At 43.5% G+C, this 22,258-nt stretch carries 14 protein-coding genes; 11 read left to right on the plus strand and 3 right to left on the minus strand.

Going from position 1 to position 22,258, the window contains the following annotated elements:
- Nucleotides 1-759: 759 nt before the first annotated feature.
- The 6 genes from AC1DNH_RS13695 to AC1DNH_RS13720 all read left to right on the plus strand — a co-directional run bounded on the left by AC1DNH_RS13695 (nucleotide 760) and on the right by AC1DNH_RS13720 (nucleotide 12,287).
- Complete coding sequence (locus AC1DNH_RS13695; protein WP_477625436.1) at nucleotides 760-3,447, plus strand: glycoside hydrolase family 38 N-terminal domain-containing protein; 2,688 nt, start codon at nucleotides 760-762, stop codon at nucleotides 3,445-3,447.
- A gap of 165 nt (nucleotides 3,448-3,612) precedes the next feature.
- Complete coding sequence (locus tag AC1DNH_RS13700; RefSeq protein WP_477610259.1) at nucleotides 3,613-5,934, plus strand: PSD1 and planctomycete cytochrome C domain-containing protein; 2,322 nt, start codon at nucleotides 3,613-3,615, stop codon at nucleotides 5,932-5,934.
- A gap of 3 nt (nucleotides 5,935-5,937) precedes the next feature.
- Nucleotides 5,938-7,389, plus strand: a complete 1,452-nt coding sequence (locus AC1DNH_RS13705) for a DUF1501 domain-containing protein (protein WP_477581411.1) — start codon at nucleotides 5,938-5,940, stop codon at nucleotides 7,387-7,389.
- Nucleotides 7,390-7,398: 9 nt separating this feature from the next.
- Complete coding sequence (locus AC1DNH_RS13710) at nucleotides 7,399-8,424, plus strand: NHL repeat-containing protein (RefSeq protein ID WP_477609306.1); 1,026 nt, start codon at nucleotides 7,399-7,401, stop codon at nucleotides 8,422-8,424.
- On the plus strand, nucleotides 8,424-10,586 hold the full coding sequence (locus tag AC1DNH_RS13715) for an FN3 associated domain-containing protein (protein ID WP_477609304.1): 2,163 nt from the start codon (nucleotides 8,424-8,426) through the stop codon (nucleotides 10,584-10,586). The genes AC1DNH_RS13710 and AC1DNH_RS13715 overlap by 1 nt, the downstream gene beginning before the upstream one ends.
- Nucleotides 10,587-11,012: 426 nt before the next feature.
- Nucleotides 11,013-12,287 carry an MFS transporter gene (locus tag AC1DNH_RS13720; protein WP_477581406.1) on the plus strand — a complete coding sequence of 425 codons (1,275 nt, stop codon included), beginning with the start codon at nucleotides 11,013-11,015 and terminating at the stop codon, nucleotides 12,285-12,287.
- Between the two features lie 256 nt (nucleotides 12,288-12,543).
- Here AC1DNH_RS13720 and AC1DNH_RS13725 read toward each other — a convergent pair whose 3' ends face one another.
- Nucleotides 12,544-13,392, minus strand: coding sequence for an AraC family transcriptional regulator (locus tag AC1DNH_RS13725; protein ID WP_477581405.1), 849 nt, complete (start codon nucleotides 13,390-13,392; stop codon nucleotides 12,544-12,546).
- A 150-nt stretch (nucleotides 13,393-13,542) separates the two neighbouring features.
- Between AC1DNH_RS13725 and AC1DNH_RS13730 the strand changes: the two genes are divergently transcribed.
- The 5 genes from AC1DNH_RS13730 (at nucleotide 13,543) to AC1DNH_RS13750 (ending at nucleotide 20,555) form a co-directional block, all read left to right on the plus strand.
- Complete coding sequence (locus AC1DNH_RS13730) at nucleotides 13,543-14,928, plus strand: sugar porter family MFS transporter (protein ID WP_477625437.1); 1,386 nt, start codon at nucleotides 13,543-13,545, stop codon at nucleotides 14,926-14,928.
- Nucleotides 14,929-14,936: 8 nt separating this feature from the next.
- On the plus strand, nucleotides 14,937-15,815 hold the full coding sequence (locus AC1DNH_RS13735; protein ID WP_477625438.1) for a phytanoyl-CoA dioxygenase family protein: 879 nt from the start codon (nucleotides 14,937-14,939) through the stop codon (nucleotides 15,813-15,815).
- A 4-nt stretch (nucleotides 15,816-15,819) separates the two neighbouring features.
- Nucleotides 15,820-16,641, plus strand: a complete 822-nt coding sequence (locus tag AC1DNH_RS13740) for a sugar phosphate isomerase/epimerase (protein ID WP_477581401.1) — start codon at nucleotides 15,820-15,822, stop codon at nucleotides 16,639-16,641.
- 6 nt (nucleotides 16,642-16,647) lie between these two features.
- Nucleotides 16,648-18,495, plus strand: a complete 1,848-nt coding sequence (locus AC1DNH_RS13745) for a right-handed parallel beta-helix repeat-containing protein (RefSeq protein ID WP_477608124.1) — start codon at nucleotides 16,648-16,650, stop codon at nucleotides 18,493-18,495.
- Between the two features lie 95 nt (nucleotides 18,496-18,590).
- Nucleotides 18,591-20,555 (plus strand): right-handed parallel beta-helix repeat-containing protein, encoded by a 1,965-nt coding sequence (locus AC1DNH_RS13750; RefSeq protein ID WP_477608126.1) that lies wholly within the window; start codon nucleotides 18,591-18,593, stop codon nucleotides 20,553-20,555.
- 381 nt (nucleotides 20,556-20,936) lie between these two features.
- Here AC1DNH_RS13750 and pepE read toward each other — a convergent pair whose 3' ends face one another.
- Complete coding sequence (pepE, locus tag AC1DNH_RS13755; RefSeq protein WP_477608128.1) at nucleotides 20,937-21,632, minus strand: dipeptidase PepE; 696 nt, start codon at nucleotides 21,630-21,632, stop codon at nucleotides 20,937-20,939.
- 174 nt (nucleotides 21,633-21,806) lie between these two features.
- Complete coding sequence (locus AC1DNH_RS13760) at nucleotides 21,807-22,202, minus strand: hypothetical protein (RefSeq protein WP_477581394.1); 396 nt, start codon at nucleotides 22,200-22,202, stop codon at nucleotides 21,807-21,809.
- Nucleotides 22,203-22,258: the final 56 nt, after the last annotated feature.

Genomic DNA, 22,258 nt, shown 5'->3' on the forward strand with positions numbered 1-22,258 from the left:
ACGTAAAGGTATGGTATACTTGTAACCGCTTTTGGTGACGATCCTGATGGAAACAAGGGTACACTGTTACGGTTGTGGGAACAGGCAGGAAATTCCGGTACTGTTACCGTTACATTGCCCAAAGGCTCAAATTACACCAAGGCAAGCCCTGTAACTTTGCGTGGTGAAATAATCGGCAAGCAGCTACCAGTTGTCAAAGGGACACTGAAGTTTTTCCTGAATGAATATGCACCGGCAAGTTTTGTGTTAGAATAATCCATATTGGAATAATTCAAAAAACAGTAATATTATTAACTTTCTCATTGTTTGTTATAGCCTTAAAAGCTTATTCACAAATACTTAAGTAGTGTACATGCTTAAATAACAAAGAACTTTATTTTCAGCGTTCCATTTTGCATAAATATTGATCAATAATGATGAATTTTTGATGTGGTTTTCAAAAGCTTTGCAAAACAATAAGATGAGGGGGGCGAAACTAACTTCTAACCCCAATAGAATATCAAAAGCGGCATTGCTGCTTGAAAGTGTAATTTTTACTTTCTTTTAGACCAAAATCATGATTAGCTTTATCAGGAACAGAAAACGTTTGTACATCTTATTTACCCAGCAACCGCCTTTTTATTTTTACAATCACAAAAAAACATAACTAATTGTCAAATTACTTGTAGTTGAGGACGGGTTATATTTTAACCTTTATACAGTTAGAAATTCTGGGTGTTGTTTCTTTGGCGCCTAGGCTACCTGTATAAGATTGTAATCATGAGATTGAAAAATTATTTATGGAAATACAATATCTTGGAATGCTTTATAGGCGTCATTCTACCCATATTGTTTTTTAATCAAGATGTAATGGGGCAAGATCAGCCAAAATCTCCGATTCAAGTTCCTAAACAACCCTCAAATTTATTACTTGGGCATACTTCTCCTGGGGTAACCGATATCTGGATCGTCTTTAAAACCCATTGCGATTTAGGTTATACCATGTCTGCAAAAGAGGTTTTAAAGAAATACCGGGTGGATATGATGGACAATGCAATTAGGCTTATTGAACAGGAAAGGAACAAAGAAAGTTCGGAGCGGTTTAAATGGACCATTGCCGGCTGGCCGATGTGGGGAGATATTCTGGGTGATCAGCAGACTACAGAACGGAAAAAGAAAATCGAACAGGCCTTGACGGAAGGATATATAAATGTGCATGCTTTTCCGGCCACGATCCATACTGATGTATTTGAAGAAGAAGATTATGTTCGGTCGCTTGGATTTTCCTCTAAAATAGCCCGGAAGTACGGACTAAAACTGCCTATTGCGGCAAAGATGACCGATGTACCTGCACACAGTTGGTTTTTACCTACATTATTGCATCATGCAGGAATCAAATTCTTGCAGATCGGAAGGAATTATGCTAATCGCGGACCTATATTGCCTGAACTATTTTGGTGGCAGGGTCCGGACGGTTCAAGGATACTCTGTAATTACTCAACAGAGTACGGATCAAAGCTAATGCCTCCCGATGACTGGCCTTCGAAAAATTATTTAGCGGTTTCAATGACTCACGATAACGAAGGTCCCCCTTCTCCGGGTCAGGTAGAACAAGTAAAGAAAGAAGCGGGGAAAATAAAAGGGGCTAAAGTTCATATTGGGACATTGGATGATTTTGCAAATGCATTATTATCCGAAAATCCTGATCTGCCAGTAATAAAGGGCGATATGGTCGATCCATGGATCCATGGTGTAATGGCTATGCCTCAGGAAACCAAAATGTCGAGGAATATCCGTCCGCTTCAACCTGTTCTGGATATTTTAAATACGCAGTTAAACCTCTGGAAGCTACGGAGTGGATCAGTTGAGGACAAACTGACTGTTTCCTATGAAAACAGTATGCTTTATGGCGAACATACCTGGGGAGCGATGACACCCGGGTGGGGCTTTTTCTCCATGGATGGTAAAAATATGGGCAATGAAAGGTACCGCTATGGCAATGATTTCATCCGGGCGAGGGCCGAAGGCTTTTATGAAAAGTTTGAAAGCAGTTTTGAGGAGCACAGGCGATATATAAAAATTACAGATAGTATTGTCTCAAAAGAACTGGATAAAAGGTTAGCCATTCTTGCACAGAATGTAAAGGCGAAGGCCGGAGAAATCATCGTATACAATACATTGCCATGGGCAAGAAGTGGAGAGATCAGTATTGGCAGCAAAAAGATCTGGGTCAATGATATACCGGCCAACGGTTATAAGGTTATAAAGAACGATGAGAAAAATGGGGTTACTTTAGCTAATCATCCAGCTATTTTGGATACGAAATATTTTACGGTACGTTTTGATACCAGCCGCGGTGGTATTGCTTCTTTGATCGAAAAATCAAGCAGAAAAGAACTTGTTTCGAAGGGCGATAATTTTGTACTGGGACAGTTTTTACACGAGAAATTCAGCTATCAACAGACAATAGATTATTATAATAAATATTGCACGCTTTCCAATTCATTTAATGCTTCAACAAAGCCGAACATGCCAAAGAATATTCCCTATTCAGCTGTTGCGCTCAACAACTGGAAGATGAATGTTGTGCAGTCCGCTTTTGCTGATATTGTTACCCTGACCACTGGTAATACGCAAGGCATCGCCAAATCTGTATCTCTAAGATTTACCTTTCCCAAAGCGCAGCCTTTTGTTGATGTAGAATGGAGGATCAAGGATAAAGTCCCTAGCACCCTTCCAGAGGGAGGCTGGTTATGTTTTCCTTTTAACATCAACAAGCCTGATTTTAAGGTAGGAAGAATCGGTGGGGTGATGGATTTGGCAACGGATCAGATTACTGGAGGCAACCGCTATATCTATGGTGTAAATACTGGTGCCGCGTTAAAAGAGCATGGAGGTGTTGGGGTAGGGATCTGTGCAGTTGATGCCCCATTAATGAGTTTTGGAGAACCTGGGCTCTGGAAATATGATTATGACTATTTGCCCAAAAAAGCTTCTGCTTTTGTAAATCTTTATAATAACATGTGGAATACCAATTTCCCATACTGGACAGAGGGCACCTGGAGTGAAAAGGTGAGGATCTGGACGATAGGGAAAAATGAAAATACCACTGAAAATATTGCCATTAAGTCTTGGGAAGCCAGAATGCCCTTATTATCTATCACCACAAGCGGTATAGGTACAAAGCTGCCGCGCGAAAAAAGCGGGATTTCTGTTTCGCGTAAAGGCATACTGGTAACTGCTTTCGGAGCAGACCCTGACAGTAACCGGGGTACGCTGCTGCGGATCTGGGAACAGGCAGGGATTAAAGGGAAGGTAACGATCAATCTTCCTGGAGAAATGAGCGTAAAATACGCAACACCTGTAAATTTAAGGGGAGAGATAACCGGGCAGAAAATAGAAGTGAAAAATAACCTGTTCAGTACTGATTTAACATCATTCGGTCCCGCCAGTTTTATTTTAAATTAAGCGCTGATTACATTGGATAGAACAATGTTTCTGTTCATTCACAATAAGATAGTCCATGGTATTGTGTAGGATAGTCCATTGTGTTAACCGTTTTAGTTATTTATTATTATAGTGGCGCTGACGATGATCACCTCACCATCAGCGCCAGAACCAAATATAATCAGTATGAACCGTAGGCTTTTTTATTTAATGCTGTTGTTTTCGGCTATTATATATGCCATACAGGCATGCAATAGTTCGTCCACGAGCCAGGTTGCACAGGAGCAGATACCCGATAGCATCAGTTATAATTTTCATGTCCGGCCGATACTGTCCGATAAGTGCTTTATCTGTCATGGTCCTGATGCAAATAAACGTGAAGCCGATTTAAGGCTGGATATCGCGGAAGAAGCTTATAAAGCTTTGAAAGACAAACCTTCGGCGCATGCGCTTGTCCCCTTTAAACCCTTAGCCTCTGAACTTTTTTTGCGCATCTCTAGTCAGGATTCAAGCCAGCTAATGCCTCCTAAATCCTCCAATCTCAAACTAACCGCGCATGAAATTGCAGTTATCGAGAAATGGATCAAACAGGGAGCTAAATATGAGCGGCACTGGGCTTTTACGCCGCCAAAAAGCCATCAGATCCCAAAAGTGGAAAATAAGGAATGGGCAAAAAATGAAATCGATTATTTCATTCTGCAGAAACTGGAGCAAAAAGGGATAAAACCAAATGAACAGGCAGATAAAGAAAGGTTATTGAAACGGGTTAGCCTCGACCTTACCGGCCTACCACCGGATATGGAGATGATGAATAGGTTCATGGCCGATAATAGCAACAATGCCTATGAAAAGGTTGTGGAGTCACTCCTTCAGCGCCCCGCATATGGGGAGAAGATGGCCCTGCATTGGCTGGATGTGGCCCGTTATGCCGATTCGCATGGTTATCAGGACGACAACTACCGCAGTCAATGGCCATGGAGGGACTGGGTCATCCATGCTTTCAATACCAATATGCCCTACAAGCAGTTTATCAGCTGGCAGCTCGCTGGAGACCTGATGCCTAATGCTACCAAGGAGCAGTTGCTTGCGACTGGCTTTAACCGGAACCACAAAATCACCGAGGAGGGCGGGGTAATTGATGAAGAATACCGTGTTGAATACGTAACAGACCGGGTAAATACCTTTGGCAAAGCCATGCTGGCTGCCACAATAGAATGTGCCCACTGTCACGATCATAAATATGATCCCTTCTCTCAAAAGGAATATTATCAGTTATATGCTTTTTTTAACAATGTTAAAGAAGTCGGACTTCAGTCAACCGTCGGGGGGGCTGAAACCTACGCGAAAAAACCGTTGATGGAAATCAGAAATGAAGACATCAAAAAGATATTGGCTTTTGTAAATAAGAGAGATACCAATAAATTGATTGTTTCGGTAATGGGGGATAGGGATACACTACGTAAAACCTATATCCTCAATAGGGGGGTATATGATGCGCACGGAGAAGAAGTACAGGCCGGTACCCCGAAATCTTTGCTCGCTTTCAGCGATAAGTATCCAAAGAACCGTCTGGGTTTAACGCAGTGGCTCTTCGATAGGAAAAACCCGCTTACAGCAAGGGTATTTGTGAACCAGATCTGGCAGGAGTTTTTTGGACGTGGTATTGTTAAGACCTCAGGTGATTTTGGTATGCAGGGCGAACTTCCCTCGCATCCGGAACTACTGGACTGGCTGGCGGTAGATTTTATGGACCATGGCTGGAACATCAAGCGTCTTGTCAAACAGATCGTAAGCTCAGCGACTTACCAGCAATCTGCAGTCGTATCAAAAGAGAAATTAAAAACCGACCCTGAAAATATCCTGCTTGCGCGGGCACCTCGTTACCGCATCCCTGCAGAATCCATAAGAGATGTGGTGCTGGCTAGTAGTGGCTTATTGGTTAAGACCATAGGCGGTCCAAGTGTAAAACCTTATCAGCCTGCTGGGCTTTGGGAAGGAGCGACCTCCGGACGTGGTATACTGGCCTCTTACCGCCAGGACCATGCCGAAGACCTTTACCGTAGGGGAATGTATACATTTATCAAACGTACAGTCCCACCGCCTTCAATGGGTGTTTTCGATGCCAGTAATCGCGATCAGTGCGAGGTGAAACGGTTAAACACCAATACCCCGCTTCAGGCTCTGGTGATGTTAAATGATCCAACGGTACTGGAGGCTTCACGCGTTCTTGCAGCGAGACTCCTACAGGAAAAGAACACTACTGAGGATAAAATCAAGAAGGCATTCCGGTTGATTGTATGCCGGATTCCAAATGAAAAGGAGATAAAACTGCTCAGCTCTTATTATGCAGATCAACAAAAAATATTTAAAGGTGGGAAAGATGCAGAAAAAGTATTGACTGTGGGCGAGTACCCACTTCCTAAAAACATCAACAAGGTCTCACTGGCTGCAATGATGGAGGTGATTACCACCATTTATAATTTAGAGGAAACCATTACAAAAACCTGATATATGGAAAAGGATATTTTAGAACATGGTCTTAACTTTAACAGGCGCCGTTTTCTCTCCAGGCTAAGCTTAGGGCTTGGAAGCGTTGCCCTTGGCTCCCTGCTGATGCCTGATCTCTTTTCGGGCAGCATGGATGAAAGCGATATTTTAGCTGGCCTTCCCGATTTTGCACCAAAGGCCAAAAGGGTAATCTATCTGTTCCAGAACGGGGCGCCCTCGCAGCTCGAGTCTTTTGACTATAAGCCCAAGCTCAGGGAGATGATGGGACAGGAACTTCCTGCATCTATCCGTGCAGGGCAGCGGCTTACCGGGATGACAGCCAATCAGGCGTCCTTTCCACTGGTGGGCTCATACTATGATTTTAAACAATATGGCGAATCAAGAGCATGGATAAGCGACCTGTTTCCCCATACAGCAAAGGTGGTTGATGATATCTGTATCATTAAATCCATGTTTACCGAGGCGATAAACCATGATCCGGCACTGACTTTTTTCCAGACAGGGGCGCAACAGGGAAACCGGCCAAGTATGGGCGCCTGGCTCAGTTATGGGCTTGGCAGCGAAAATAAAAACCTGCCGGCTTTTACCGTTCTGCTCTCTCGCGGCAAAGGTAACGGGCAAGGGGTTTACTCGAAATTATGGACAAACGGGTTTTTGGATTCAACGCATCAGGGGGTACGCTTCAGTAGTGGAGAAGATCCGGTACTCTACCTTAAAGACCCTGAAGGGCTCAACAGGTTTGAACGCAGAAAAATGCTTGATAAGCTGGCGGAGATGAATGATATGTCGTATAAGGAATTTGGTGATCCAGAGATTAATGCCAAGGTACAGCAATATGAAATGGCTTACCGGATGCAGACTGCGGTGCCCGAAATTACCGACCTTTCTAAAGAACCGGATGATATCATCAAACTCTACGGCTCGGATTGCCTGGTGCCGGGAACCTTCGCGGCCAATTGTCTGCTTGCCAGAAAACTAAGTGAAAACGGCGTCCGCTTTGTACAGTTGTACCACCAGGGATGGGACCAGCATGGAAATCTTCCCTCGGAGATGGCCTCGCAGGCAAAAGATGTGGATCAGGCCTCGGCTGCACTGATCACCGATCTTAAGCAACGCGGGCTATTGGACGAAACCCTGGTGATCTGGGGTGGTGAATTCGGCAGGACCAATTATAGCCAGGGCAAGATGACCAAAGATAATTACGGGCGTGACCATCATCCGCGCTGTTTCAGCATATGGATGGCGGGCGGGGGAGTGAAACCCGGGATCGTGCATGGCGAATCTGACGACTTCGGTTATAACATCATTAAAGATCCTGTACACGTGCATGATTTTCAGGCAACCGTGCTGCATCAGCTTGGGTTAAACCACGAGAAACTGATATTCAAACATCTGGGCCGCCGTTATAGGCTGACCGATGTGAGCGGTAAGGTAATCAATGACATTTTAATATAAATCCCGTTTATGGACAGAAGAAAATTTATAAAACATACTACAGTAGTATCTGCCAGTTTCTTTATTGCCAAAGATCTGCTGGCAAAACCTAAGGGACCTGTTTATGGGCATAACAATATGCACTATATGCTGGATAACAAATGGGGACAGCTAAACCCTTTGAAAAACCCGGTAAATGATTGCCATGAAATGGTACAGGATGCCAAGGGAAGAATTATCCTGTTGACCAACGAGACTAAAAACAATATCCTCATTTATAATAAATCAGGGAAACTGCTAGATAGCTGGGGACATGAATTTCCCGGTGGCCATGGGCTTACCCTGGCAAAGGAAAACGGTAAGGAGTTTCTTTTTATCACAGATACCAACCGGCACCAGGTTTATAAAACCACATTGGATGGCAAGATCCTGATGACCATTGATTGCCCGATGGAAACTGGTCTATATAAAAAGAAAGAAGAATTTGTGCCAACTGAAACCGCGGTAGCTGATAACGGTGATTTTTTTATTGCTGACGGTTATGGCCTGCAGTATGTGTTCCATTATAGTGCCGATGGTAAATTGCTCAGTTATTTCGGGGGCAGGGGAGCTGAAACCAAACACCTTGATAACGCCCACGGGGTCTGCATCGATAAACGCAGTAGCACACCAAGCTTGCTGGTTACAGACCGTACCCGCAACTGCTTTAAACGCTTTGATCTGCAGGGTAATCTGAAAGAGATTATCTCGCTTCCAGGGGCCTGCGTCTGCAGGCCGGTGATAAAAAATGATTACCTGTATGCGGCAGTATTGCGCTCGCCTGACCTAAGTAAGGACGGAAGCGGCTTTATGACCATTTTGGATAAAAACAATAAAGTAATATCCAATATAGGGGGAACGCTGCCAGTTTACAAAGACGGAGTGCTGCAGCCTATGGCCCAGGCGGAAAAGATTTTGTTGAACCCGCACGATGTGTGCGTAGATAACGATGAAAATCTATATGTCGCACAATGGGCATCGGGAAAAGTATATCCATATAAATTCACACGCATATAATGAAAATCACGCTGAAGGGTTTTGCAGAGAATATGCTGTTCATGGCAAATGCCTTTATTATTTTTTTACTGGTTTTTGGCCACAGGATTTCAGTTCCATATTGGTTACAGCCGCTGGGAAGGATGCACCCTATGGTACTGCATTTTCCGATCGTTATTCTGCTGCTAGCGATGCTGCTGGAGTTTTTCCGCTTTAAAGATGCTTATGCCAAAGAAAAACTCTACCATGATTTTACTTCCTGGCTACTGCTTTCCGGTACTCTTTTTTCAGCGGTAACCGTTATCATGGGGCTGTTCCTCTCTAAAGAGGAGGCGTATTCGGGAAGCACGTTGCAATGGCATAAATGGACGGGAGTAAGTATCGTCCTCATCACCACCCTTATTTATTACTGCAGGAATTCTGCCTGGTATAAACTGCCGCTGGCAAGGGCTGGAGCTGTGCTTACCATATTCTTTGTAATCCTTGCCGGCCACTATGGTGCGGCATTGACCCATGGAGATAATTTTGTGCTGGAACCGGTAAGCACCCCTGCTGAAAAGGCCAGTGTTCCGCTGGAGCAGGCAAAAATATTTGAAGATGTGGTTATGCCCATATTTTCTCAGAAGTGCCTCAGCTGCCATAATATCGAAAAGGCGAAAGGCAATCTGATCATGGATAATGCCGGCTCGATTCTTAAAGGCGGGAAAACGGGAAAGCTCTTTGTACCCGGAAAACCTGGGCTCAGCTTGCTACTGGAACGGATACATCTGCCATTGGATGAAAAAAAGCATATGCCCCCTAGAGGGAAATCCCAACTGAGCGAAAAAGAGATGGAGCTTTTGAGACTTTGGGTAAAAAGCAATGCTGAAATGAAGAAGAAGGTTATGGATTTACCTGCAAATGATTCTTTACGCTCATTGGCGACCACCTTTTTAGCCCCGACCAATGCGCCGGAGGAGAAATTCGGGTTTGCAGCAGCAGATGAGACCACCGTTAAAAAACTGAACAATAACTACAGAAATATTTACCCCTTAGCTAAGGAATCGCCGGCCTTGGCGGTAAATATCTATAATAAAAGTGTTTATAAACCATCAGTGTTAAAGGAACTGAGCGAGGTTAAAAAACAGATTGTATCATTAAACCTGAGCGGTATGCCCCTGGGCGATGAAGACCTGAAAATCATCGCTGGCTTTGAAAACCTGCGTAAACTGAACCTGAATTTTACGAACATCAACGGAACAGGATTAAAATATTTAACAGCTTTAGAACATTTAAATGTTTTGTCCCTTTCTGGTACCAGAGTGAGTTATAATCTTGTCAAACAGGTTGTAAACATGAATGGCCTCAAACAGCTGACTTTATGGAATACAGGACTGACTGAAGCGGAAGTGTCTCAGCTACAAAAAATAAGCAAGAACCTGACCGTGATTGCGGGCTTTAAAGATGATGGAAAACACCCCGTTAAATTGAACAAGCCACGTCTGAATACGGATGTTACTGTTTTTAAAGATGCCATTACCCTGCAATTGAAGCACCTGATAAATGGGGTTAAAATCAGGTATACTACAGATGGGACAGAACCCGACAGCCTTAAATCCCCCATTTATAACAAGGAAATTGTCCTTAGCGGGAATACCACGGTTAAGGCCAGGGCATACAAGCCAGGCTGGTACGGCAGTGATCTGCTGAGTGCTAATTTTTACAGAAGCACTTATAAGCCAGACAGCATCTTCTTTTTATTGCCGGCCAACGAGAAATACAGGGCCGGGGGAGCAACGGTGCTGACCGACGGTCAATTAGGAGATTATGATTTCAACCTGGGCAAGTGGATCGCTTTCAGGGAAAATAATATGGAGGCGATGCTTTACTTTAAAAGGCCGGTCACGATGCAGTCGGTAACCTTACATGCGATGAAGCAGATACAGCCCTACATATTCCCGCCTACCGAAGTAGAGATATGGGGCGGGACGGATAAAGATAAACTGCATTTACTGGGTAGGGTAAGACCCAACATGCCAGAAAAAATGGAGGAACGCGAGCTCATTAAAATTGAAGCCAAGTTTAAGCCTCAGCGGATTTCCTATCTAAAGATTATTGCCAAAAACCTGAAGAAACTACCGGAATGGCATCCCGCTAAAGGACAGCCAGCCTGGTTATTTTTAGATGAGATATTTCTGAATTGAGAATGAACGGGGCATTTCGGGAAAAACGGCCACCCGTTCCGCATTTAAACTGTCACCACATTTCGCTTTAACTTTCACTGAAATACACAGCTTAGGCGGGGAATCGGATATACCACTGCAACATCTACAAGAACTTTTCAGAATAATCAGAGAAATTTATAAGAATTAGAAAGCGAACGGAGTATGCTACGGACTGATGTCGTTGGCCTCTCCAGCTATTATTTCTAAGCAATCGATTGTTTTTTTAGAAAAAATATTTAATTTACCGTATTAAATAACTAATGCACAATGAAAAACTAATTGCGACTAATACTTTTGTGCAGATACTGACCAGGATCTTACAAGTAAAAAGCAAAGGGCTGGGTAGCAAGTGCATCGGAACAACCGCAGATAAACAAATTTTAAACCAAATATAAACCTAAACATATGCTTAAAATTCAAAACACCAAACTATTCTGGGCAAGCTGCCTGGCGTTATTGGTTACCTCTCTTTCCTTCGGCATCCGTGCCGGTATCATGAACCAGCTCGGCATCGATTTTCAATTGACTACCGGTCAGTTGGGTACCATTACTGCTGCTGCCTTCTGGGGATTTCCGCTGGCAATTGTAGTCGGAGGATTTGTGGTCGATATGATCGGCATGAAACGTTTGCTGGTGATGGCTTTTATCTTTCACCTGGCCGGAATTGTGCTGACCATTTTTGCTCAGGGCTACTGGAGCCTGTTTTTATCAACGCTATTGATCGGCATTGCCAATGGCACGGTGGAGGCTGCGTGTAATCCACTTGTAGCTGCTTTATATCCGGAAAATAAAACTACCCGCTTAAATCATTTTCACTTATGGTTTCCCGGAGGTATTGTGATCGGTACCTTGCTGGTTACCCTGTTTGTTCAGCTCGGACTGGGCTGGAAGGTGCAGGTGGCCATGATGATCATTCCGACTTTGATTTACGGATACCTGTTTTCAAAGCTGGATTTTCCGGTTACCGAAAGGGTATCATCCGGTTACTCCAGTTCAGATATGTATAAAGCAGTACTTTCTCCATTGTTTATCTTTATGTTTATCTGTATGTTCGGTACGGCCATTACCGAGTTATTTACCGGGCAATGGATAGGTTTATTACTGAAAAATGTAACCGATAATGCCATTTTATTGCTCACGCTGACTACCGGAATTATGGTAATTGGCCGGGGTTTTGCCGAACCTGTGGTTCACCGTCTTGCCCCTCAGGGCGTACTGCTCTTATCTGCAATATTTGCCGCATTGGGACTTTACATGCTGGGTACATTTACCGGGAATTCTGTTTTTTTCGCAGCAATTATCTTTGGTATAGGCGTTTGTTATTTCTGGCCAACTATGATCGGTTTTGTCGCTGAGAATGTCCCTAAATCCGGAGCGTTGGGCCTAAATCTAATGGGAGGCGCGGGGATGTTTGCGGTTTCTATCTATACGATGTTTATGGGGAGTTTTTACGATAACCTGATCGTTAAACATTTACCTTCCGGTGCCTCGCTTGACGTTTATTTAAAAGCTCCAGAAAGTTCAGCATCGGGGCAGGCGCTTGCCAATGCCAAAAATCTTGCAGGCCCAGAAATCCTGCAGGCTACACTGATTATCCCTGTGATATTGATTGTCGCGTTCGGTGGACTGGTTTTATACCTGCGTTCACGAAAAAAGAGCAAATCTGTACAATTGGTATAAGGGATAGAATACACTTGTTCAACAGTGATAATCGTACATTCGATTTGAATGTTAATTGCAATGAATTGTCTTTATAAATAAATCAGATATACAGAAAAAAGGAGCCGCCTCATAAATCAACTATGAGGCGGTTTTTTTGCTAAGTATTAAAGTAGCGCAGCGTGTGTTGCGCGCGGGTAATGAGCTGATGTTTTTTTGCGGTGATCTAAAAGCCAGGCTTCCTGTTCTTTTGCTGTATCGTTCTCATAATAGCTGATTAATCCGCAGTAAAATATTTTCTGTATTGCAATGGCGTTGTCTGTTTTACCTTTAAAAACTGTTTATGGAAATTGGCCATGGTATTGTAACCGCTGTCGAAACATATTTCCAGAACTGTTTTCCTGGTTTCCATAAGTGAGGTACAGGCATATCCGATCCGGATCTCGTTCAGAAAATCGATATACGTTTTTTTTGTGCTTTTTTTAAAATAATTACAGAATGCAGGCACGCTCATTGAGGCAATACCAGCCACTCTGGAAAGCGAGATCGGCTCCCTGAAAGAATCGATGGTAAACTGGAAGATGCGGTCGATACAATCCCTATCTTTATTATTGGGCTGTTTTAGGTCCTGTGTTGATACTTCGATATACTCTTTACCTGTTGCAATGATGTCGAGACATTTGCCCAGGATCAGGATACGCTGGAACCCTATTGTGGTTTCCAGCTCGCTGATGAGTGAAAAAAGCAGGCGTTTACTGTTGCCCGTGATTTTCAGGCCGAACAATGAACTCTCCAATAACTTCTTGATATAGCGGCTTTCGGGTATATTCAATATTTCAGTGCCCCAAAAGTCATCTCTGAACTGGACCACCACTGCACTTGTAATCAATCCCTGTTCCCTTTTCTGAAAGGTATGCGGAAGATTACTACCTAGGAAATAAATATCGCCGGTTTCAAATTCACCAACGTGATTGCCAACAAAACCTAGTCCGGAGCCTTCGGTAAACAAGATCAGTTCGTATTCGATATGCTGGTGCCAGCCCACCTCAAAATCCGGCGTTCTAAAAGTTTTGGCCACAAACGAAGTCGTTTCATCGAGAGTTAGCTTTTGAATAAAGGGCTTCATGGATTGACGATATTTTACGTTTTTGATCACAATTTAATGATTTTTTCTTTTTTTTAATAAGATAGTTTACTTTTTTGATAGGAAAGTGTAAGGGATCAAAATAAAAACCAGCTAGCTTAGTATTTACCTAACCAAACCGATCCAGTTCATATGGCTATAGCACCTGCTTTAAAACCGTCAGCGCAAGCTGCGCCAAAAACCGAAACCATAAACACCAGGTTTATTATTGTTATTAGTATGGTGGCTGCATTAGGTGGTCTATTATTTGGATTTGATACCGCTATTATTTCCGGGGCGATACCTTACATTACGCCTTATTTTGGACTTGACGGATATTCGCTGGGCTGGGCGGTTAGCTCAATACTGATCGGCTGCGCTACAGGTGCGATGGCGGCTGGGCTATTTGCAGATAAATACGGGCGCCGTGTAACGCTGATCGCATGCGCACTGCTGTTTGCGCTCTCGGGCCTGGGAGCAGGTCTGGTATCAAATTTTACTTTCTTCGTCCTGTTCCGATTGATCGGCGGACTGGGGGTAGGAGCTGCTGCCATGATTTCGCCAATGTACATTGCAGAAACCACACCTGCCTCACTGCGCGGCAGGCTGGTTGCATTATACCAGCTAGCTATTGTCCTTGGGATATTGCTGGCTTATTTCTCCAATTATTTTTTTGAAGGTTTTGGAGAAAACAACTGGAGGTATATGTTTATTTCACAGCTTATCCCTTCGTTTTTATTCCTGGTGGCCTTGTTGTTTGTTCCTGAAACTCCCCGCTGGCTGGTCAAAAAAGGGCTCAAAGGAGAAGCATTAGTGATATTGACAAAAATATCGGGCAGTGTAGCCGCTGATGTGGAAATTGCGGAAATTGAAAATACTTTCAAATGCGAAAAAGATTCTGGTTTAAAAGTATTGTTTAGTAGGACTTACCGCCCAGTACTGTTCATCGGGGTACTGATCGCAGTCTTTCAGCAAGTAACAGGAATTAACTCCATACTTTACTACGCGCCTGTTATATTTAAAGAAACCGGTCTGAGCAATACATCTTCTTTATTGCAGACCATCGGCATCGGTGTAGTGAACGTGGTATCAACTTTTATCGCCATTGGCCTGGTAGATAAGGTAGGCAGAAAAAAATTCCTATTGATAGGAAGCTTGTTGATGGGACTGTCGTTAGTGGCTATTTCGCTCTGTTTTCACTTCCGGTATTTTGATAATTATGTGGTACTCGGGCTCATGGTGGTATATGTAGGGACCTTCGGATGTACGCTGGGCGCAGTTACCTGGGTATATCTTTCTGAAATTTTCCCAAACCGGGTCCGCGGGATCGCAATGTCGGTCGCCACCCTCGCCTTATGGCTTGCTGATTTTATGGTTACTTATACCTTTCCAGTAATGACCCGGCAGCTGGGCACTTCAAATACACTGTTCTGTTATGCCGCATTCTGCCTGATCGCCTTTATCTATGTGATTTTTAGGGTACCTGAAACAAAAGGCAGGTCACTGGAAGAAATTGAATCCATTTTTATCAAGAAATAATCAATGCTATGAATTTTGAAAATGCGCATATAAAGAATGCAAAGGTATCGCCAGCTAACATCGGGTTTTATAAAGAATATGGCTACCTTGTTGCAGAGCAACTACTGACTGAGAATGAAATCGATGAGCTGAGAATGGAAACTGCAGAGATATTCAAGGGGAACCGCGGCCATGTTGATGGACTGGTCGATCCCGGGGAGTTGACAAATGAGGAGATACTTAAAAAATATATTGCGATACATTTTCCGCATAAAATATCCACGGTGATCAAATCATATCTTCTTCATCAGAGGATAACCGATGTACTTACCAAGATCATAAGCCCCAATGTAAAATGCATGCAGTCTATGCTGTTTGTAAAAGCCCCGGGCAAAGCGGGACAGTCCTGGCACCAGGATGAATATTATATTCCTACCAGAGACAGGTCACTGACAGGCGTATGGATTGCCATTGATGACGCCAGCCTTGAAAACGGCTGTTTATGGATCATTCCGGGATCAAACATGTCTGGTTATATCATGGACAGGGTACCCAATACTAGTGCCGAATATGCAGATGTGGATACCGTCGACGTCTCAGGTTTTGAAAAGGAAAATATTATCCCTGTGGAAGTGAAAAGTGGTTCAGTGGTTTTCTTTAACGGATATACGCTGCATAGTTCCCAGAAAAATAAGACAGAGGACTGTTTCCGTACTGCATTGGTCAATCATTACATGAGCGCCGAATCGATGCTGCCATGGGACCAGGACGGTAAATTCGATCCGACAGACGATCTGAGGGATATTATGATGGTTTCGGGCGAGGATCCTTACGGCTATAAAGGCACAATTGATGTGAACAGACCTTACCTAAGGCCCGAGACCCTGAAAATTAAAACATCGCTATAACCCTATGGAACTGAAGTTTTTTTGCCCGCGTTGGGGAAGTGAAAATACCGAGCTGGCTGAATTTTTCAAACAAGCCAGACAGCAGGGGTACGATGGTGTAGAGTATGCTATTGCAGGCGATCTGCCAGTCTCAGCGATTGATGATATTTTTGACACAGCTGCCAGGGAGGATATGTTATTGATAGTCCAGCATTATGATACTAGTGAGGCAGACTATCACAAACATTATGATGCCTATAACAATTGGCTCTGGAAAATGAAGGGCTATAAACCATTTATGATCAATTCCCAGACCGGTAAGGATTTTTTCAGCTTCGAAGAGAACAGTGCGCTGATCGGTGCGGCCCGTGGATTCACCGGGGATACGGGCATTAAAGTATATCATGAAACCCATCGGAACAAATTCTCTTTTGCTGCACATATTACCAAAGACTACCTTCAAAGGATAACTGATCTGCAGATTACTTTGGATGCATCACATTGGGTCTGCGTGGCTGAATCGTTGTTAGAAAATCAGCAGGATGCGATGCAACTGGCCATTGAAAGAACAGCACATATCCACGCAAGGGTAGGCTATGAGGAAGGGCCGCAGGTGCCTGATCCGCGCGCCACTGAATGGCAGTATGCACTGAACATGCATTTAAGCTGGTGGGACAAGGTAGCAGAGCGTAAAAGACTTGAAGGACCTGGGGCAATCTTAAGCATCACGCCGGAGTTCGGACCGTTCCCTTACATGGTCCCATTGCCCTTTACCGGGCAGCCCATTGCTGATCAATGGACGGTAAATGCTTATATGATGCAGGTATTGAGGGCGCGTTATAATTAGATAAAGATGGGAAATGTGATTAAAATATTGGTTTTATTTATACTGAGCGCTTTTGGCGCCTCGGCTCAGCAGTACCATGTCGCTGTAAATGGGAATGATGGGAACGATGGAAGCCTGAGAAGACCATTCAAGACTATAACTGCAGCAGCACATGTAGCCCAGCCCGGTAGTGTGATCACCGTTCATGCCGGCGTGTACCGCGAGCAGGTGGCGCCCCCACGGGGTGGGAGCTCGGATCAGAAAAGGATCTGGTACAGGGCTGCCAAAGGCGAAAAGGTTGAAATAAAAGGATCTGAAATCATCAAAAGCTGGAAGAGACTAAGTGCAACGAAATGGACAGTTACGCTGCCCAATCATTTTTTCGGAAAATTTAATCCATACAGCGATACAATCCATGGCGACTGGCTTGAAAAAGGAAACTGGTGCCATACGGGTGAAGTGTACCTGAACGGGAAACCGTTAACAGAAGTTAAGGATATAAAACAGCTGGATTCGGCGACTATCAAAGCGCCAGCGTGGTATTGCAAGGTTGATGAAAGCAATACCGTTATCTGGGCAGATTTTTTTAATGCAGATCCCAATAAGGAAATGGTTGAAATCAATGTCCGCCAAACTGTATTTTATCCTTCGAAACCGGGCATCAACTATATTGGTGTTTCAGGTTTTACAATGAGCCAGGCCGCGACTCCCTGGGTGCCTCCTACTGCCGAACAGTTCGGGCTGATCGGTACGCACTGGAGTCGGGGCTGGGTCATTGAAAATAACGATATCAGTTATTCAAAATGTGCCGGTATTACCCTTGGTAAGTACGGCGATGAATGGGACAATAAGTCTGGCTCGGTAGAGGGATTCATTAAAACCACCCAGCGGGCATTGGATCATTCGTGGAACAAAGAACACATCGGGAGCCATCTGGTGAGAAATAATCAGATCCACGATTGCGGGCAGGTCGGTATTGCAGGCAGTCTGGGGGCAGTTTTCAGTACCATTACCGGAAATTCCATCCATGACATTGCAGAACAAAAACTATTTTGGGGCTATGAAATGGCCGGGATAAAGTTACATGCGCCCATTGATGTTGAAATAAGCCATAATCATATATATAATACAGAAGGAGGAATATGGCTCGACTGGATGGCGCAGGGAACGCGGGTAACCAAAAACTTCCTGCACAATAACCGGGTACAGGATTTTTCATTGGAAGTTAACCATGGTCCCGTGGTAGTTGATGGCAATTTATTTCTTTCCCCTCAATTGGCCCAGGTGAGGTTGTCGCAGGGCGTAGCATTTGTAAACAATTTAATTGCATGGAAACTTTGGGATACCAATGACCTTGATCCGCGCCCAACGCCYTTTTTGAAACCACATTCAACCTCGATTGCCGGTTTTCACAATAACCCCTGTGGCGATACACGGTTTTATAACAATATATTCCTGGGACGGACGGACCTGTCGCCTTACGATAATGCGGCGTTGCCTGTGAAAATGGAGGGTAACGTGTATTTAGCGGACGCCAGGTCTTCTAAGTACGAACAGCAGCCCATGCGGAATCCTGATCACAGCCCTGCTGTTGAAATAGAAGAAAAAAACGGGATGTGGTATCTTAGCGTTAATTTAAAAACCTCATGGTCAGAAAATATAAAACCCAGACTTATCGACACCAGATTGCTAGGAAAGGCGGTAGTTCCACACCAGTCGTTTGAAGATCCTAACGGTAATGCCTTTCTTTTCGATACCGATTATCTGGGTATAGCAAGGAAGGCAAAGGATCCCGGGGTGGGGCCGTTTGTGATAAGAAAAAGCGGAAGGCAATGGATAAAAGTATGGCAGGATCGGCGCCGGGCCGTTATATAAGGATTTCGTTGGCATAACGCAATAGCTAATGTTGGCAGACCTGTAGCCGGTATTCCGGTAAGAATATGTGGTAAAAACGAACTAAAACAAAAACAATGAAAACTAAAGTAATCTCATTGCAACTAAAAAAGAGTTATAAAAAAAATAAGATGATGTTTAAAAAAATTAACCTGATGGTTTTATTGGTATTGACAACATTTGTTGCCATGGCCAAGGAGTATCACGTAGCGGTAAATGGGAGCGATACCAATGAGGGCAGCCTCGCTAAACCCTTTAAGACTATATCTGCAGCGGCAAATGTGGCTATGCCGGGTGATGTAATCACTGTTCACGCCGGTGTGTATCGCGAACAGATTACGCCGCCTCGTGGTGGCAATTCAGAACAGGAACGGATAGTTTACAGGGCAGCCAAAGGAGAGAAGGTTGAGATCAAAGGTTCGGAAGTGATCAAAGGCTGGCAAAAAACAGGGAATGATACCTGGATGGTAAAGATCCCGAATAGTTTTTTCGGAAAATTTAATCCATATAGTGATTTGATCCGCGGCGACTGGTACGTGGCTCCCAAAGATAGTAAATATCATACTGGGGCGGTGTATCTGAATGGGGACTGGTTAATGGAAGCCCGCACGCAAGATGACGTAATGAAAGCGGTAAACGAAAAAGACCCACGCTGGTTTGCAACGGTCGATTCAACCACAACAACCATATGGGCGCAATTTAAAAATGCGGAACCTAATAACGAAACCGTTGAGATCAATGTGAGGCAGACGGTTTTTTATCCCGATAAACCATTTATTAATTACATCACACTTCATGGTTTCGCCATGCAGCATGCGGCAACAAATTGGGCGCCACCTACAGCCGAGCAAATGGGACTTGTTGGCACCCATTGGAGTAAAGGGTGGATCATTGAGAACAATATCATTCAATATTCAAAATGCGTGGGTATTGCACTGGGTAAATACGGGGATAAATGGGATAATAACAATACCGAATCGGCGGAGGGGTATGTAGGTACCATCAAGCGGGCATTGGCATTCGGCTGGAATAAAGGCACAGTTGGCGGGCATATTGTTCGCAATAACACAATCGCGTATTGCGAGCAGACAGGTGTGGTAGGCAGTATGGGTTGTGCATTTAGCGTTGTTGAAGGCAACACTATTCACGATATTCACGTGAGAAGGTTATTCGGTGGTTATGAAATGGCCGGTATTAAATTTCATGGGGCTGTTGACGTGCAGATCCGTAACAACCATATCTATCGCACTAATATGGGCGTTTGGCTCGACTGGATGGCACAGGGGGTGCAAGTAAAAAACAACCTGATGCATGATAACGGTTTGGATGTTTTTTTAGAGGTCGATCATGGGCCTATGCTGGTCAGTAACAATGTGTTACTTTCCAAAACCAGTTTGCTGATGAACTCCAGCGGCGCCGCATTTGTACACAATATATTTGGAGGCAAGATGAACGTAGTTTCTTACGACAACAGGCTCACCCCTTATCTTAAGCCGCATTCGACCTTTATGGCAGGGCTACATGACAATGCCGGGGGAGGTTGCCAGTTCATCAACAATTTATTTGTGAACGGTGGCGATGCTTCGGAATACAAAAAAGCAATATTGCCGGTAAGCTTTACCGGAAATGTTTATGTGAAGGGGGCCATAAGGGCGATCTCTGGTAATAAAAAAAGAAGCTTTGGAGAAATTAGTGCAGCAGCGAAAGAAAAGCTTAAAAATGTGCCGGACAAGGATGCCGTGGAAACGGATTTTTTGGTGGATGAAAATTTTGATGCCACTACAAAGTTAACAACTGAAAAAGAAAAAATGTACCTTGAAATAGCGCTGGATAAAAACTGGCTGATCAAACAGAAAAGGAAATTGGTAACAAGCCAATTGTTGGGTAAGGCCATTGTCCCTGGTTTACCTTTTGAGAATCCAGATGGCTCTCCACTAAAGATTGAGATGGACTATTTCAACCGGAAACGAAACGTGCTCAATCCGTCGCCTGGTCCGTTTGAGATAATAAAAAGTGGAACGCAGCGGATAAGGGTCTGGTAGCTGCGTTTGCATATATAGCAGGTTGTTGAGGTTTTAAAGGTGGGCTTTCCAAAACAAAAAACGAGGGCGCTTAAAATGTTAAAATAGCCTACAAATAAGCAGATGAATAGATCTTAAGATATTCATCTGCTTATTTTTTTGTGTTTTCTTTTTTTTAATATTCTCGGTAACTATATTAATTCTTACAAATGGAATAATACGGTGGAAGGCAGACAGCTTCCGTGGCAGGCTTGAGAAGGTGAAAGAACCGAAGATCGGCAGATAAAGCCAATGAGAGAACGGCAAAAAATTATAATTCGTTTTACTAACTTTATGTTAATTTTTATTCATTTTACTTAATGTATATGTGTTCTACCTGAGAATTTTAGGCTTTAACATTGGTTATATTAACGAACTACCCGGACTCAGCTCATAAGGGGATTTGCCCGCCTCAAAGATCCTGGTATATTCAATTCCCTGTGTAGTGATCCCATCACCTAGTATCCTGATCCAGTTACCTTCGCGCAGCCCTACTACCTTTATGTTATTCTGCGTTAGAAATTCCATGATCCTGGTTTCTCTTGTTTCTCCATTATGCTTCAACTCCGGATTTGGGTCGAGGTAATGGGGATTAAGGTTAAAAGGAACTAGTTCCATGCAATCAAAAGAGGGCGGATACACAATAGGCATATCATTGGTGGTTTTCATATTTATGCCAGCAATATTGCTTCCGGCACTACAGCCTAAATAAGCTTTACCAAGTTTGATGTTTTCACTTAGATGCTTCATCAGTCCCAGCTCATGAAGTGTTTTTACCAGCAGAAAAGTATTGCCTCCCCCGGTAAAAAAACCTTTGGCTGCATGGATCGCCTCAATGGGGTTGTTAAATTCGTGCAGGCCTTTAACGCTGATATTTAGCGGTAAGAAAAAATTTCGGGCTTTGGCAGTATATTCTTCATGCGAAATGCCTCCTGGCCTTGCATAAGGGATAAATATAATTTCATCTATTCCGGCAAAGAGCGTAATGAGCTCATCTTTTAGGTATTCCAGATAATTACCGCCAAACAGCGTAGAAGTAGAGGCCAGGATAACATTCATTTTATTTGCTTTTTGGCAATTATACCGTTTTTCGTTGAAATAATTGTTATGTAGAGCCAGTGGAAAGATCGGCCATTTTCTAGTTAATGAGAAACGGCAAACTGAACGTTTTTTTAGAAATGAAGGTCGGTTTTTCCTTTAAAGCATATTTTCTTTATGCCTTTCAGATAAAAACTAAGGCTGGGCGTTAGACACCCTGGCTGCAGAAAGATATCTCCTCCGCTCATTTATCCATTCTTTTAACTTTGGGAAAATAACCAGGATAGCAAAAACCAGTATGGAAATAAAGGCCTGTAAATAGAGGTTTATCTTGGTTACCGGATTAATATCTACATCGCCCATTACAACATATAGGCGGTATATGCTTCTTATAATAATGAGCACCAATAAGTACTTGCTCCATTTGAACCTGCGTTTGATCAGGATAAAAAGCAGATAGCGCGTGATGAGTATTGATATAAAAATAACCAACTCCTGCGTACTCTCATAATTGTAAAAAAATAGATTTACAATCCCGATTAAAAAAGTAATTAAAATAAGGTTAGAAGATAAGGAGTACTTATTCTTCATTAATTTAAAATTTACCAACTTAAATAGGTTTTATGAATAGACAATGCAAATGTCCT

This window comes from Pedobacter sp. 01N310 (genome assembly GCF_056399805.1).

What these genes read in the sequence shown, in the direction of transcription:
- AC1DNH_RS13750 (WP_477608126.1), top strand. Translation starts at nt 18,591, where the DNA reads ATGAAAACTAAAGTAATCTCATTGCAACTAAAAAAGAGTTATAAAAAA.
- AC1DNH_RS13760 (WP_477581394.1), bottom strand. Translation starts at nt 22,202, where the DNA reads ATGAAGAATAAGTACTCCTTATCTTCTAACCTTATTTTAATTACTTTT.
- AC1DNH_RS13695 (WP_477625436.1), top strand. Translation starts at nt 760, where the DNA reads ATGAGATTGAAAAATTATTTATGGAAATACAATATCTTGGAATGCTTT.
- AC1DNH_RS13720 (WP_477581406.1), top strand. Translation starts at nt 11,013, where the DNA reads ATGCTTAAAATTCAAAACACCAAACTATTCTGGGCAAGCTGCCTGGCG.
- pepE (WP_477608128.1), bottom strand. Translation starts at nt 21,632, where the DNA reads ATGAATGTTATCCTGGCCTCTACTTCTACGCTGTTTGGCGGTAATTAT.
- AC1DNH_RS13730 (WP_477625437.1), top strand. Translation starts at nt 13,543, where the DNA reads ATGGCTATAGCACCTGCTTTAAAACCGTCAGCGCAAGCTGCGCCAAAA.
- AC1DNH_RS13715 (WP_477609304.1), top strand. Translation starts at nt 8,424, where the DNA reads ATGAAAATCACGCTGAAGGGTTTTGCAGAGAATATGCTGTTCATGGCA.
- AC1DNH_RS13700 (WP_477610259.1), top strand. Translation starts at nt 3,613, where the DNA reads ATGAACCGTAGGCTTTTTTATTTAATGCTGTTGTTTTCGGCTATTATA.
- AC1DNH_RS13705 (WP_477581411.1), top strand. Translation starts at nt 5,938, where the DNA reads ATGGAAAAGGATATTTTAGAACATGGTCTTAACTTTAACAGGCGCCGT.
- AC1DNH_RS13735 (WP_477625438.1), top strand. Translation starts at nt 14,937, where the DNA reads ATGAATTTTGAAAATGCGCATATAAAGAATGCAAAGGTATCGCCAGCT.
- AC1DNH_RS13740 (WP_477581401.1), top strand. Translation starts at nt 15,820, where the DNA reads ATGGAACTGAAGTTTTTTTGCCCGCGTTGGGGAAGTGAAAATACCGAG.
- AC1DNH_RS13710 (WP_477609306.1), top strand. Translation starts at nt 7,399, where the DNA reads ATGGACAGAAGAAAATTTATAAAACATACTACAGTAGTATCTGCCAGT.
- AC1DNH_RS13725 (WP_477581405.1), bottom strand. Translation starts at nt 13,392, where the DNA reads ATGAAGCCCTTTATTCAAAAGCTAACTCTCGATGAAACGACTTCGTTT.